Origin of the sequence: Desulfonema magnum, from assembly GCF_017377395.1 — a bacterium.
GTDB classification, from domain to species: domain Bacteria; phylum Desulfobacterota; class Desulfobacteria; order Desulfobacterales; family 4be13; genus Desulfonema_C; species Desulfonema_C magnum.
Genome location: NZ_CP061800.1, coordinates 6160233 through 6174248 on the forward strand (window position 1 = coordinate 6160233; position 14016 = coordinate 6174248).

General features: G+C 44.4%; 12 protein-coding genes. 9 read left to right on the plus strand and 3 right to left on the minus strand.

Going from position 1 to position 14016, the window contains the following annotated elements:
* Positions 1 to 150: 150 nt before the first annotated feature.
* Positions 151 to 786 (minus strand): endonuclease III, encoded by a 636-nt coding sequence (gene nth / locus dnm_RS23435; RefSeq protein WP_207679313.1) that lies wholly within the window; start codon positions 784 to 786, stop codon positions 151 to 153.
* 79 nt (positions 787 to 865) lie between these two features.
* Here nth and dnm_RS23440 point away from each other — a divergent pair, with 79 nt between their 5' ends.
* The 3 genes from dnm_RS23440 to dnm_RS23450 all read left to right on the plus strand — a co-directional run bounded on the left by dnm_RS23440 (position 866) and on the right by dnm_RS23450 (position 5084).
* Complete coding sequence (locus dnm_RS23440; protein WP_207679314.1) at positions 866 to 1861, plus strand: tRNA 4-thiouridine(8) synthase ThiI; 996 nt, start codon at positions 866 to 868, stop codon at positions 1859 to 1861.
* Positions 1862 to 2002: 141 nt separating this feature from the next.
* A complete protein-coding gene (locus dnm_RS30740) occupies positions 2003 to 3811 on the plus strand; it encodes a methyl-accepting chemotaxis protein (RefSeq protein WP_219739694.1) in 1809 nt (602 codons plus the stop codon).
* 538 nt (positions 3812 to 4349) lie between these two features.
* A complete protein-coding gene (locus dnm_RS23450) occupies positions 4350 to 5084 on the plus strand; it encodes a (Fe-S)-binding protein (protein WP_207679315.1) in 735 nt (244 codons plus the stop codon).
* A 116-nt stretch (positions 5085 to 5200) separates the two neighbouring features.
* Here the strand turns inward: dnm_RS23450 and dnm_RS23455 are convergent, their stop codons facing one another.
* Positions 5201 to 7126: a propionyl-CoA synthetase gene (locus dnm_RS23455; protein ID WP_276571912.1), complete on the minus strand. Its 1926-nt coding sequence runs from the start codon at positions 7124 to 7126 to the stop codon at positions 5201 to 5203.
* Positions 7127 to 7216: 90 nt separating this feature from the next.
* On the opposite strand from dnm_RS23455, the gene dnm_RS23460 reads away from it, so the two are divergent.
* The 5 genes from dnm_RS23460 to dnm_RS23480 all read left to right on the plus strand — a co-directional run bounded on the left by dnm_RS23460 (position 7217) and on the right by dnm_RS23480 (position 11364).
* A complete protein-coding gene (locus tag dnm_RS23460) occupies positions 7217 to 7606 on the plus strand; it encodes a hypothetical protein (protein ID WP_207679317.1) in 390 nt (129 codons plus the stop codon).
* An 895-nt stretch (positions 7607 to 8501) separates the two neighbouring features.
* Positions 8502 to 9848 carry a cell envelope integrity protein CreD gene (gene creD, locus dnm_RS23465; RefSeq protein ID WP_207679318.1) on the plus strand — a complete coding sequence of 449 codons (1347 nt, stop codon included), beginning with the start codon at positions 8502 to 8504 and terminating at the stop codon, positions 9846 to 9848.
* A 7-nt stretch (positions 9849 to 9855) separates the two neighbouring features.
* Positions 9856 to 10602 (plus strand): lysozyme inhibitor LprI family protein, encoded by a 747-nt coding sequence (locus dnm_RS23470; RefSeq protein WP_207679319.1) that lies wholly within the window; start codon positions 9856 to 9858, stop codon positions 10600 to 10602.
* Positions 10599 to 10742, plus strand: a complete 144-nt coding sequence (locus tag dnm_RS23475) for a hypothetical protein (protein ID WP_207679320.1) — start codon at positions 10599 to 10601, stop codon at positions 10740 to 10742. The genes dnm_RS23470 and dnm_RS23475 overlap by 4 nt, the downstream gene beginning before the upstream one ends.
* Positions 10743 to 11022: 280 nt before the next feature.
* The gene (locus dnm_RS23480; protein ID WP_207679321.1) at positions 11023 to 11364 is read left to right on the plus strand and encodes a hypothetical protein; all 342 of its coding nucleotides are present in this window, start codon (positions 11023 to 11025) and stop codon (positions 11362 to 11364) included.
* A gap of 261 nt (positions 11365 to 11625) precedes the next feature.
* Here the strand turns inward: dnm_RS23480 and dnm_RS23485 are convergent, their stop codons facing one another.
* Positions 11626 to 12276 (minus strand): class I SAM-dependent methyltransferase, encoded by a 651-nt coding sequence (locus tag dnm_RS23485; RefSeq protein WP_207679322.1) that lies wholly within the window; start codon positions 12274 to 12276, stop codon positions 11626 to 11628.
* Positions 12277 to 12859: 583 nt separating this feature from the next.
* Between dnm_RS23485 and dnm_RS23490 the strand changes: the two genes are divergently transcribed.
* The gene (locus dnm_RS23490) at positions 12860 to 14014 is read left to right on the plus strand and encodes an ABC transporter substrate-binding protein (RefSeq protein WP_207679323.1); all 1155 of its coding nucleotides are present in this window, start codon (positions 12860 to 12862) and stop codon (positions 14012 to 14014) included.
* The last annotated feature ends 2 nt before the right edge of the window (positions 14015 to 14016 follow it).

Below are 14016 nucleotides of genomic sequence, written 5' to 3' on the forward strand. Positions count from 1 at the left end.
AGGGGAGTGAGCCGTCGAGGATCGCTGAAATTACATTTTAGCAACGTCTCACGCGTCGGCCCTTCTCTGAAAAAAATGTGCTGAAATTTCATTTCAGCGTGCCTCGCCCGAGTCATAAAAAGTCTTCCTGATGACTCACCCGAAAGCAGGTCATGCGCTCTTGTCCGAATACTCACACAGGTGACAAAGCGGGCAATCCGGGCAATTCGGTTTTCTTGCCTTACAAACAGCCCTTCCGAAATAAATGAGACGCAGACCAAAATCATTCCATTCTTTTTGCGGGATGATCTTCATAAGATCAAATTCAATCTTTGCGGGATCCGTATTTTTCGTAAGCCCCAGCCGTTTTGAAATCCGTTTCACATGCGTATCCACGACCATCCCGGGAATGCCGAACGCGGCCCCTAACACCACATTGGCTGTCTTACGCCCCACCCCGGGAAGTTCCAGAAGTTCTTCCAGGGTCCCGGGAACATCCCCGTTATATTTTTCCATAAGCATTTTGGAACAATTTCGGATATTTTTTGCCTTGTTGCGAAAATAGCCTGTGGGACGGATCAGTTTTTCAATGTCTTCCAAAGAGGCATTCACAAAATCATCAGGTGAGGCTAAGGTATCGAACAATTTTTTTGTCACAGAATTTACTTGCTTATCTGTACATTGAGCAGATAATATGGTGGCTACAAGCAGCTCAAACGGATTCCTGTGTTGTAACTGAGTCTTGACATGCGGATAGATCGCTTTTAGTATTTTACAGATGTTATGTGTGCGTGTTTTTATTTTCATTATAATTTAAGCATGTTGATATTATTAATTTGAAACCTGCAAATGATCAGTTGATTTTTAAAAAAAAATTTAATCTGTTATGAGTTTACATTCAAAAAAAGTTCGTGCGCTGGGGCTTTGTTCCGGGGGCCTTGACAGTATTCTGGCCGGGCTGATTCTGCGCAGACAGGGAACAGAGGTTGAATGGGTGACATTTGAAACCCCGTTTTTTTCATCTGAAAAATCCCGAAAAGCGTCTTCCAATACAGGAATCCCATTAATTGTGAAAAATATCACTTCTGTTTATCTTGAAATGCTGAAAAATCCGCCATGCGGATACGGAAATCATATGAATCCCTGCATGGACTGCCACGCGCTCATGTTCAGGCTCGCGGGCCAAATCATGCAAGAAAAAAAATTTGATTTTCTTTTCAGCGGTGAGGTCATGGGACAACGCCCCATGTCCCAGACAAGGTCTTCTCTCCGTTATGTGGAAAAACATTCCGGATTTGACGGCCACATATTGCGTCCCCTGAGTGCCCAAAGACTCCCGGTGACGATTCCTGAACAAGAGGGGCTGGTCAGCAGGGAACTTTTGCCCGGCATGGCCGGAAGATCCCGCAAGCCCCAGATGGCATTGGCAAAAGAATTCGGCATCACAGATTATCCGGCTCCCGGAGGCGGCTGTCTCCTCACGGACAAAGGATATTCAGACCGTCTTAAAGACCTTTTTGAGCATCAGAAAACTTATGCTGAAAACGAACTTCATCTTTTAAAATACGGACGTCATTTTCGCCTGAACCCTGACACGAAAATTATCGTGGGGCGAACCCAGAAAGACAATGAGCAAATCGTCAAATATCACAATCCGTCGGAAGATGTCATCATTAAAATGAAAAAAATTCCCGGACCCACCATCATTATGCCGCATGGACACGATAAGGATATGGTGGCACTGGCAGCGTCCATATGCGTAGGTTACAGTAAAAACCCGGATAATACTGTTGTTGATGTCAGTGTCACGGGTCCGCGCGGGAAAGAAATTATCCGGACAATCGGGATACCACCGGATAAGGTGAAACATTTTCTGATGTAAACAATCAGCAGACGGAAAAAAGTTTGTTGTTCCGTGTTCAGACGGTCTCTGTGAAATCAGGGGGGATAATTCGGCAGAACAGGGTCCCTGAGCGCGGAAATATGAACCTTTTCACCTTGCTGACGTTGGGAGAAATATAAGATGGGAATTAAATGTAAAATTATCTTGTCCGTAAGCATTACAATTTTTATATCTTTTCTGATTTTAACAATGGTGATCGGTAAGAAATCAGGTGATAGTGTCAGGGAGCTTGTTTATCAGATGACCGAAGAAGCCGCATACAAAAATGGTCTTATGATACAGGCAGAACTGGAAAGAGCAATGGAAAAAGCCCGTGTCATGGAACTGTCTTTTGTTGAAATGATAAAATCAGGTCTTACAGACAGACAGTTGTTAGATAATATTCTCATCATAGCAACAAAGAAAGACCCGAATATCTTCGGGACCTGGATGTTATGGGAACCAAATGCCTTTGATGGTAAAGACACCCATTTTACAGACGCACCCGGACATGACAAAACCGGCCGGGTCAATTCATATTGGCACTGGGACGGTGATGATATCATTGTGGAACCCAATGTTGACTGGGAAACATCTGACTGGTATCAGATTCCTAAAAAAAACAGGAAAGAAATCCTTTTAAATCCTTATATATACAAGGTTTCAGGAAAAGATATGCTTCTGGTCAGCGCAATCGTTCCGATAATGTATGAAGGCAGATTCAGAGGCGTGGTGGGTGTGGATTATAAGCTTGATGTTTTGCAGAAAAAAGTTGCCGAGATAAGCATCCTGGAACAAGGATATGCTGCCCTTGTTGCAAATAATTGTACTTATGTTGCTCATAAAAAGAATGAATACATCGGCAAAAATATCGGAGAGAAAGAAAAAAAAACAGCTGCCAGAAACGCCGTGAAAAAAGGAGAAAAATATACCGCTGTTGTTCGCTCTGATGTACTTAATGCTGATGCTTACAGAATCTACATGCCAATAAATATTGGCATATCAGAAATGCCGTGGTCCCTTGTCTTAACAATTCCGATGTATAAAATTTCGGAATCTCCCACTAATATCATAAGATTCATCGTAATAACAGGCAGCATTTCGCTGATAATTATCATATTCATATTGCTGATTTTTGTTCATCTTATTATAGTGAAACCGCTGGCTCGTGTGATTACAGGTCTGAATGAGGGAGCAGAACAGATCACCTTTTCCTCAGACCAGATTTCATCCGGAAGCCAATCTTTGGCTCAGGGGGCCTCCCAACAGGCTGCGTTCACTCAGGATACAGTTTCATCTATAGAAGATGTGTCTTCCATGATCAAAAAAAATGCAGACAGCGCCACCCAGTCAGATAATCTTATGAACGAAGTGAGACAGGTTATTCAAAAGGCCAATGCGTCAATGAACAAACTGGCAGGTTCCATGGAAGAAATCATCAGGGCAAGCGAGGAAACATCCAGGATTGTAAAAACAATTGATGAGATTTCTTTTCAGACGAATCTTCTGGCACTGAACGCCGCGGTTGAAGCAGCCAGAGCCGGTGAAGCCGGTGGCGGTTTTGCCGTGGTTGCCGATGAGGTAAGGAACCTGGCAATGAGGGCAGCCGAAGCCGCAAGAAACACATCAGATCTGATAGAGGGGACATTAAAAAAGATACAGACTGGCGGGAAGATTGCATCTGAAACCCATCAGGCTTTCGGGGAAGTTAGGAATCACTCGGGCAAAGTCGGAAAACTGATTACTGAAATTGCAGCCACATCTGATGAACAGGCCCTGAGAATGGATCAGGTAAACAGGGCTGTCACAGATATGGATAAGATAACTCAGGATAATGCAGCCAATGCAGAAGAATCCGCAGCCGCAGCCGCAGAAATGAATGCTCAGGCGGAGAAAATAAAATCGCTTATAACTGAATTAGTGAGGTTGGTGAATTCCTCGAAAAAGTAACCATATAAAGATTAAACGCTTATAAAGAGAGAGTGGCCGGAAAGGTTTTCGGCGGTGATCAAAAAAATATCCCCGACGGGGTTGCAACCCCATACGCATCAGGCTAAGACTGCCGGACGGGGTTTGCAACCCCGTCCGAAACGTTTGTTTTCGGGGGTCGGAAAATATTTCGGACGGGGTTGCAAACCCCGTCCGGCAGATCACGGGTTAATAAAAACAATGAGTTACGATCTTAGCCTGATGCATATGGGTTGCAACCCCATACGCATCAGGCTAAGGAATTTTGGTGGTGTTCTAAAACTGGACTTGTTCCGATATTTGCCAAATTGATTCAGAGGGTTAAAAAATTTAGCTCCACTTTTAGAACATTACCAGGAATTTTTATGATTCCGGAACGCCCGAAAATAAAGGTTTTGCCTTTCGGCCGTCGCCCGGTCAGTTTCAATGAAATCAGAATGTTATGTCCTTAGCCTGATGCGTATGGGTTGCAACCCCCGTCTGATCCGCACTCCTTTTTTCGGCTCATCAGAGGACAAGTATGATGATTAATAAAAATATAACGTTATTTATTCAGTGCATTATTGACGGGATGTATCCTGAAGTGGGAGAAGCCATGGTGCAAATTTTTCAGAAACTGGGTGTCTCCATGACCTGTCCCACAGATCAGACGTGCTGTGGTCAGCCGGCATTTAACTCCGGTTATCGGAAAGAAGCCAGAGAGGCTGCCAAACGATTTATCAGAATTTTCGAGAATGCTGAACTTATTGTCTGCCCTTCGGGATCATGTGTGAACATGGTGAGACATCATTACCCGGAGCTGTTTCACGACGATCCGAAATGGCTGCGGCGGTCGGAGCAAATCAGTTCAACCACATATGAATTCACAGAATACCTGGTGGATGTTCTTGGCGTGGAAGATGTGGGAGCAAGTTATCGTGGAAAAATTACTTATCATGACTCATGCCACCTCCTTCGGGGCATTGGCGTGCGTGAACAGCCTCGGAAACTCATTCGTAACGTGCGAGGCACCGAGTTTACGGAGATGAAGGATTCTGACCGATGCTGCGGGTTCGGAGGTGCTTTTTCAGTGAAATATCCTGAAATTTCAACAGCCATGGCAGAGGACAAAGTGAAAAACATCACAGATTCCGGTGCGGATGTGGTGGTGGGCTGTGATATGGGCTGTCTGATGAACATTCAGGGTATGTTAAGCCGTAAGGAATCCTCAGTCAGGGTTATGCACATCGCACAGCTTCTTGCACTCCGAGCATAAAAAGAGTGCCAAACTGTAAGTTTGGCACTCCGGATACGGGTTGTTGATTTCTGAACAGGGACATGTCGCTCAAGTGCGTCTGGTTTGTCTCAGACGATTATCGAGACTCAAAAGAATCAGTCTTTTCTTGATTTTGCATACCCGATGGAGCCCAGCGCTTCTTCCATTTCCCCCAGGGTGGCCGGATCATCTATTGTGGCAGGCACTTTGTATTCCTTGTTGTCCGCAATTTTCTGGATGGTGCCTCTCAGAATTTTCCCGGAACGGGTCTTGGGCAGACGTTTCACCACCGTGGCCGTCTTGAACGCGGCCACAGGCCCGATGCGCTCCCGCACCATCTGAATCACTTCTCTGATAATCTCATCATTGGCTTTGGTCACGCCCGCCTTCAGCACCATGAACCCCACGGGAATCTGTCCCTTGAGTTTGTCCTCGACCCCGAGCACCGCGCATTCGGCCACGTCGGGATGGTCGGAAAGTACCTCCTCCATCGCGCCCGTGGAGAGGCGATGCCCCGCGACATTGATGATGTCATCGGTACGGGACATGACATAGACATACCCCTCCTCGTCAATATACCCCGCGTCCGCTGTCTTGTAGTATCCCGGAAATTCCTCAAGGTAAGCCTTGACATAGCCGTCGTCATTGTTCCAGAGCGTGGGGAGGGTTCCCGGAGGCAGCGGCAGTTTCACCACCAGCGCGCCGATGTCACCGGCCTTCACAGGCCTGCACTCGGGATCCACGACCTGGACATTCCAGCCCGGCACGGATTTCGTGGGGGAGCCGTATCTGACCGGAAAATGATGCAGGCCCATGCAGTTGGCGCAGATGGCCCACCCGGTCTCGGTCTGCCACCAGTGGTCAATCACCGGCACGCCCAGATTCTTCTCCGACCACTGGATGGTGTCGGGATCGGATCTTTCCCCCGCGAGAAAGAGAATTTTGAAGTCTGAGAGATCATATTTTCTGATGAACTCGCCTTCGGGATCCTCCCGTTTGATGGCGCGGAAGGCCGTGGGCGCGGTGAAAAGACTTTTCACCTTATGCTCCGAGATGATCCGCCAGAACACGCCCGCGTCCGGCGTGCCCACAGGTTTTCCCTCGAAAAGTATCGTGGTGGCGCCCTTGAACAGCGGCGCGTAAACAATGTAGGAATGACCGACCACCCAGCCCACATCGGACGCGGCCCAGAAAACATCGCCCTCATCTATGTCATAAATGGCCTTCATGGTCCATTTCAGCGCGACCACATGCCCGCCGTTGTCCCGCACCACGCCCTTGGGCTGGCCGGTTGTTCCGGAGGTGTAAAGCACATACAGCGGGTCCGTGGCAGCCACGGGAACACAGTCATGGGGCTCGGCCTTTGTCATGGCCTCATTCCAGTCAATATCCCGCCCGTCAGTCATTGAGGCTGTTTCCATGGGACGCTGGAAAACAATGCAATGTTCAGGTTTTGACGCTGATATGTTGATGGCTTCGTCAAGGAGCGGTTTGTAGGGAATGACCTTTTTGCCTTCGATACCGCAGGAGGCCGAGACAATCACTTTGGGCTTGGCGTCTTCGATACGGGTCGCCAGCTCCTTTGCCGCAAATCCGCCGAAAACCACCGAATGCACCGCGCCGATACGGGCGCATGCGAGCATGGCAATGGCCGCCTCGGGGATCATAGGCATGTAAATGATAACACGATCCCCTTTTGAAACTCCCTGATCAGCAAGGGCCCCGGCAAATTTTGCGACCTCATCCCTCAGTTCCGTATAGGTATATTTTTTAATTGTATCTGTTACGGGACTGTCATAAATCAGGGCAGTCTGATCGCCTTTTCCGTTGTCAACGTGATAGTCCAGCGCATTGTAGCAGGTATTGATTTCCCCTCCGACAAACCAGCGATAAAAGGGCTTATTTGAGTCATCAATGACCTTGTCCCATTTTTTATACCAATGGCAGTCTTCAGCCACTTCCCCCCAGAATGCCTGGGGGTCCTTGATGGATCTTTCAAAAGCTTCATCGTACTTGTTGGTCATGTTCTTGCTCTCCTTTATAAAGTCAAAGTTCGATGTAAATAAAATCCGAATAACCGAAACCTGTCATCGCTATATATTAAACAATAAAAAAATAGTCAAGAACAATAAATGAATCAGATACAGTCGGTGAAATCCAATTATCCACTGATGATTCGTTTTCAGGGAGTTGATAATTACTCAATCGAACAAAAAGCTTGTCATTCCTGCTTTCGCAGGCTTCAGTGTGAGAGTTGCCCATTTTATACCTGCCATAAAAAAAGAAAAAGTGTTAAAAAGACAACGTCTCTGGCAAATAATTCTTTGAAAATTGTCAAACGAAAACCAGGACAGGCTGAGAGTTTCGGAGATCGGAAATATATTGAAAGACTATTTCGTGCCATGGCAACCATCAGAAATATTGTGTCTTTCATGTTGGTTCAAAAAAAGCCCATAAAAGCCCTTTATGGCTCAGGGCAAAACCTTCGCTCTGCCGCGGACTCAGGTTATGAATGTGCATAATGCTTTCTTATTTACTGAAAATGCTGTATAATTTGTTTTCTCAAAACTTACAGACCTATGCGGATGAATCCATGTTTCGTGCCAGGCCCCTGTAAATCCCCTTGACATCCGGCTCATTTCTGATAGATAAATTCTCTGATAATCCACTGACATGAATCGTCAGGGAACAAAACTGTCCCAAAAGCTGAAACCGCGGATATTTTTGTTCCGATGGCATAAACCGTGATTTAAACGACTTCGACAGAAGGGAATGTTCGCTCGCTCTGCCAACCTGCAAGTTTTATTCCCACATCTGATTTCAATCCTGATTTTATGAAATTTTTCCATCTGACAGCGCTGAAATCAGATATGTCAGCGAACAGCATGGTTTAAAAACAAAGCAGAAGTTTAAATCTTAATCAATCAGAAATCTTAATCAAGAAAATATACCGTGGTCAGAAAACTAAAAAGAACAGTTACATCAGTATTGCCGGTTTCAAACAGAAGAACTGGAAAATGTATTCATTGCGGGGCATGTTGCAGACTGCCCTATGCGTGTTCTTTCCTAAAACGCAAACCAGAGGGAGGATATTATTGTTCTGTGTATTTTTTTCGGCCCCTGAATTGCAGAAAATATCCCAGAACAGAATCTGAGTTTATAACAGCAGACACATGCGGCTACAGATTTGAAAATACTGTTAAGACAAACACATGGACCATGAGCCTGATCCTCGTTGTGAGAAGTTTTTTTCGTAAATTAATACAATTCAATTAGTATCAGCAGATCGAAAAAGACCCCGAACCGCTCTTGGCAAACTGACAAATTCGCCAGAAATGTTGAGCAGTTTGGGATCATTTTCAATCTGTTGCCCCCTGAATCACCGCCAACCGCCTGACCAGAAGAAAAATTTTAAAAATGAACGAACAGAATATCATAAAAAAATCCGTAACCACCATTAAAAATTCCGTAACTTTTAAAATCATTACAATACTTCTTCTCATTCTCATCTTGCTGATTCCCGCCTCAATGATCACTTCGCTCATACATGAAAGAGAATACAGAAAACAAAGCGTGGTTCAGGAAATCAGCTCCAAATGGGGACAGGAGCAGACCATCGCAGGCCCCGTCATTACCCTTCCCTATAAAAAATTTTTTGAAGATAAAGAGGGAAAGAAAACCTTTTCCATCCGTTACATGCACTTTCTGCCAGAAGAGATAAATATAACAGGAGAAATTCACCCGGAAATCCGTTACAGGGGAATTTATGAAGCTGTTTTGTATCATTCGGAATTAGAAATGACCGGCAGTTTTTCTTATCCGCAGTTCGAAGAAATGAACATTCAGGAAGAGGATATTATCTGGTCCGGGGTATTTGTTTCCGTGGGCATTTCTGATATGAGAGGAATAAAAGAGCAGGTTGTCGCCAAAATTAATGACACGCCCATATCACTCAGTCCGGGAATAGAAACAAACGACGTGTTACGCTCCGGAATCAGCGCAAAAATATCCCTCTCGGAAAAAGGGGCGAAAACCTCTTTTTATTTTGGAATGAATTTAAATGGCAGCCATCAGATTTATTTTATTCCTGTGGGGCAGCTAACAACTGTGTCCATGTCTTCAACCTGGACAACTCCGAGTTTTGACGGCAGCTTTCTTCCTGTGGAAAGAGAAATAAACACCCAGGGGTTTCATGCAAAATGGAAAGTGCTTCATTTAAACAGGAATTATCCCCAGTACTGGATCGGAAGCAGGCATAAGATACAGGGCTCGGGATTTGGCGTGAAGTTGTTCACTTCCGTTGATGTTTATCAGAAATCAATGCGAACGGTCAAATATGCGATCATGTTTATTGTGTTTACGTTTATGGCATTCTTTTTTTCCGAGGTGATGAATAAGATAAGGATTCATCCGATTCAGTATTTGCTGGCAGGGTTCGGGGTCACGGTTTTTTATACGCTTCTGCTTTCCATATCCGAGCATCTGAATTTTGACATTGCTTATATTATTTCAAGTTTGTCTGTGATTATTCTGATTACTGCTTATTCCAGAAGCATTTTGAAGAACACTTATGCTTCTCTTACGGTGAGCGCTATTCTGACAATGCTTTACGCGTATTTGTATATGGTGCTGCAATTGGAAGATTACGCCTTGCTTATGGGGAGCATCGGATTATTTGCGGTGCTGGGTGCGGTGATGTTTGTGACACGAAAAATTGACTGGTACGCGATAAGGTTGGATGAACATAATGATTCCAAAATGTGAGAGGTGAATGATGTTAAAAAATGCAATAATATTTTTTACAATTTTCTTTTTTGCGATCATGGCAAGCGCGTTTGCAGATCAGGCTGCCTGGATTAAAAAATCCGACGCGTACAAAGCAGGCGGAATGATCAATCCGGGAATGATGATAAGAGAGTATTGCGCACCCTGCAATGATGCTGGCTGGAAAGTGCTGACGGTGAAACAGGTGGAAGTAAAAAATACGGCGGATGGCCAGTCTTACCAGGTTTTTTTGAATGGAAAAGGTATTGATCTTGCATATACATATATTCAAAAGCAGGGCACATGGGTTAATCTTGCGATGCTTCTCGGCCTGGATGTTTCAGGCGTTCCTGAATCCCTGCCTGACTCGCGAACTGAGACTTCTGCCGCGGAAAACTCCCATCTGATAGACAGGATTTTAAATGAGTGTATTGCAAGGGACAGCGATGTGTCTGCAAATGTGGCGAATTGCATATATGAGGCATATGAGTTGTGGGACGCTGAATTAAACAAAGTCTATAACCAGCTCAGGGTTTCCCTGAACCCGGACCAGCAAAAAGCCCTGAAAGCGGCTCAGTTGGAATGGATCAGATATCGTGATCTGGAGTTCAGGCTTATTGACAGCATTTATTCTTCTCTTCAAGGGACGATGTATAAGCCGATGCGGGCGCAGGATCGTATGGATATTGTTAAAAAAAGAGCGCTGGAGCTTAAATTATATTCAGATCTGCTGAAAGCGCATTTGAGCCAATGAAGCAGCATCTGATGAGTGACGCGTTGATTCGGAAAGCAAATTTTGGTGTCCTTCGTATTCCTCGTTTTCCTTCCACGCTTCGCGTGGAACGAGCTGATTATAACGGATTTAGGGGAGGCCTGCAAACCTGCTGCTACTAAAAATATGCCGCCCCCACGGGGCTTGGCGGAGGCCTGCAAACCTGCTGCTACAAACATGCCGCCCTTACAGGGCTTGCTCGGCCTCTATCCGAGGTCATACGCATATCTCCGAAAACACCAGCCCGCTTTTGAAAAAAGAAAATCAGCTGTTTACAGAAACAAACCGCGTTTTTCCATATTCGGAGTGGGTGAGTATTCATTTAAGCCTTACAAAGTCGCAATTTCAGGACTATATAAACAACTTAACTTCACGTTGGTATTATCGGAAGCCAAGCCGATCATGTTGGATGACACCTGTTATTTTGTCGGGTTTGATGACATTTGTGATGCTGTGGCGACCTGGGCCATATTAAACAGTGACATATCCAGGCGGCTGATTCGTTCCGTCACTTTTATTGAAGATAAGCGGCCCTACACAAAACAGACATTAATGCGGGTCGGACTTGCTGAAATTGCTCAGGATATCTTTTATGATGACATTTCAGCGCAGATTCGGCGCACTGAGGATAAACTTACAGAACATTTTACAAGACAAGTATGGGATGATTTTAAGGACCGTATTACACAGCCCGGGCTGCCAATAAGATATCCGAGTCTGACACAACAACTGAGTTTGTTTTGAAAAATACTTTTTTGTTTCCAGGTTTAATGCTTATTCCCAAATGTCGCGTGTGAACGGGAAAAAAGAGCGCGGGCGCGGGAGAAACAAAATTCCTTGACCGTGTTTTTCCGCACTTTGAATATGTCTTTGTAAAGAGGAACAAACCCCAGATTACCACATGCCCCAAATAATTCTGATGGGTGAGCTGAATGTCAGACCTCCGGGGTTTTGAATTCTTTCAGAAGCGGTTGTACGGCCGGAAACGGAATCCTGAAAATCCTTTCATAAGGTTTCTGATACTGGCTCAATTTCCTTCCTTACCAATATAGTGAAGTCACGGGGCATGTAATCATGTAACAAAACCACATAATCAGAAAATTCTTTTCTGCAATAATCAAACACAAAAAGAGGGTCAGCGTAATACAGATCATCATATCTGAGATCAGCAGGCACATATTTGCTCAGCGCGTTAAAGGCAAAGCCTTTTTCACTCAGTTCTGAAATTTTTTTCAAAATATGCAGCATCATTTCCGTCAGTTCGTCGTCATTCGCCTCCTGCCTCATGGTGAAAACTCCGCTGGCAACCGTATAATCCGCCACAGTTAATGACGATTCATCTGTTGTAAAGCACGCATCTTCTGTTCCTGCATGCAACTCCTCGGCGTTCACAATCATTTCTTTTGATATGTCAAATCCCCGGTACTGGCATTTGTACCCCTTGGCAGTCAGATAATCAAGAAATGCCCCGTATCCGCACCCATAATCGTTGACAGAAAAGCCGGCCTTATGGCTGAAGCATTTTAAAAGCTGCTCAGACCGCAGTTCCTGATCTTCCTGGGAAAGCGCGTCAATTCCTTTGACTGTGGGGCCATATTCTGTAATACGTTTGTCAAAGTATTGTCTCACTGATTCAAAATAGCTGTTCAGACTCATTTTTTCCCCCGTTTATTTTATCAATACGTTGGACATTTTTTGTAACCCACTGTTTTCATTGTATCTGACAATTTGCCACTTGAACGTTGAAATCCTATGATTTCAAAAAGTTGGCTTTTTCATCGCTCCTGAGTTTCAAAAACTGTCCGAAGTATTATTTTATACAACTATCAAAAAATCAGTAAAAAATCAATTTATTTCTTCTCTTGCATTTCCGCATGATATGTTTTATATGAAAGTGTTAAGTGTCAGGTGTTAGGTGTTAGGTGTTAAGTGTTAGGAAAAACTGCAAAACTTTCATCGTTCGTTGTGACCGGCAGATCATGGCCGTTTATATGAAAGTGATTTGTAATTTGTGATTTGCTTCGACTTTTAAGTACCCGATCAAAAGTTTTTTTATATATCTTTTTTTCTGCGAACAGCGGAGAAAACCAGGTTTTTCTGTCACGGACAGCGGACCGTTCCGGTAAAAAAGCCGGGTTCCTTTCCCGGTAAGATATCGAAAACTTATGGTTAGGTACTTATATTTTACAAGGAGAGAGCGGAGGTAAATAGCTGGCCTCCGTTGAAAGGGTTTAACATTTTGAAAGTATTAATAAAAATAATTTTATTGCTGTGTGTGTGTATCTTTCTGTCCGATATGTCCGTGTTGGCTCAGGACAAGGAAAGCTTGGTCAGCGTTCCCAAAACAAACAATGGTAAAAAATGGCGAATCGGATATTATGAAGGAGGGGAATATATCTATTATCAGCAAATATTTACCTCAACGGTAAAATCCCTGATAAAGCTGGGCTGGATTGAAAAATCAAAGATTCCGCAGCAAAAAGGCGAGCAGACAAAAGATCTCTGGAACTGGCTTGCAGCCAGGGTAAGAAGTCATTATATTGAATTTGTGCCAGATGGACATTACACAGGGAACTGGGATGATAATCTGAATAAGAAAATAACGGCTGAAATAATTGATCGTCTCAATCAGAAAAAAGATATTGATCTTATTATTGCCGCGGGAACCATGGCGGGAAAGAATTTGGCTAATGATAAGCATAAGACATCGGTACTAGTCATTTCAGCCACAGACCCTGTTTCAGCCGGCATTATTAAAAGCGTTGAAGATTCAGGATATGATCACATCCATGCCGCAACAGACCCTCATATAAATGAGCGACAAGTACAGATTTTCCATGATATTGTCGGGTTTGACAAGCTGGGAGTGGCTTATGAAGACACGGTTCAGGGAAAAAGCCAGGCCGCAATTGAGATGGTGGAATCTGTGGCTCAGGAACGCAGCTTTGAAATTATCCGATGTTATACAAAAAGTGATGTCGGTGATGTGGCCATTGCTGAAGAAAGTGTCAGCGAATGCTTTTATAAACTGGGAAAAATAGCAGATGCCATTTATGTCACAACCCAGGGCGGTGTGAGTGTGAAAAACATACCAGAGTTGGTAAGAATTGCCAATTCTTATAAAATTCCGACGTTTTCACAAGCGGGTTCTGATGAAGTTAAGCGCGGACTTCTTTTTAGTATTTCAGATGCCGAGTTTCAATATGTGGCGATGTTTCATGCCAAGACAATGACAAAAATTTTTAACGGTGCTTCTCCCCGGCAACTGACTCAGCTTTTTGAAAGTCCCCCGAAAATCGCCATCAACCTCAGAACAGCTCAAATCATAGGCTATGATCCTCCTGTGGACGTTCTGGGGGCATCAGACGAGATTTATCAGGAAATACAACCATGAAC

Excerpts from the sequence above, each read along its gene's own strand:
- dnm_RS23480 (WP_207679321.1), top strand. The coding sequence starts at position 11,023 with ATGTTGGATGACACCTGTTATTTTGTCGGGTTTGATGACATTTGTGAT.
- dnm_RS23440 (WP_207679314.1), top strand. The coding sequence starts at position 866 with ATGAGTTTACATTCAAAAAAAGTTCGTGCGCTGGGGCTTTGTTCCGGG.
- dnm_RS23450 (WP_207679315.1), top strand. The coding sequence starts at position 4,350 with ATGATGATTAATAAAAATATAACGTTATTTATTCAGTGCATTATTGAC.
- dnm_RS23485 (WP_207679322.1), bottom strand. The coding sequence starts at position 12,276 with ATGAGTCTGAACAGCTATTTTGAATCAGTGAGACAATACTTTGACAAA.
- creD (WP_207679318.1), top strand. The coding sequence starts at position 8,502 with ATGAACGAACAGAATATCATAAAAAAATCCGTAACCACCATTAAAAAT.
- dnm_RS30740 (WP_219739694.1), top strand. The coding sequence starts at position 2,003 with ATGGGAATTAAATGTAAAATTATCTTGTCCGTAAGCATTACAATTTTT.
- nth (WP_207679313.1), bottom strand. The coding sequence starts at position 786 with ATGAAAATAAAAACACGCACACATAACATCTGTAAAATACTAAAAGCG.
- dnm_RS23470 (WP_207679319.1), top strand. The coding sequence starts at position 9,856 with ATGATGTTAAAAAATGCAATAATATTTTTTACAATTTTCTTTTTTGCG.
- dnm_RS23475 (WP_207679320.1), top strand. The coding sequence starts at position 10,599 with ATGAAGCAGCATCTGATGAGTGACGCGTTGATTCGGAAAGCAAATTTT.
- dnm_RS23460 (WP_207679317.1), top strand. The coding sequence starts at position 7,217 with ATGAATCAGATACAGTCGGTGAAATCCAATTATCCACTGATGATTCGT.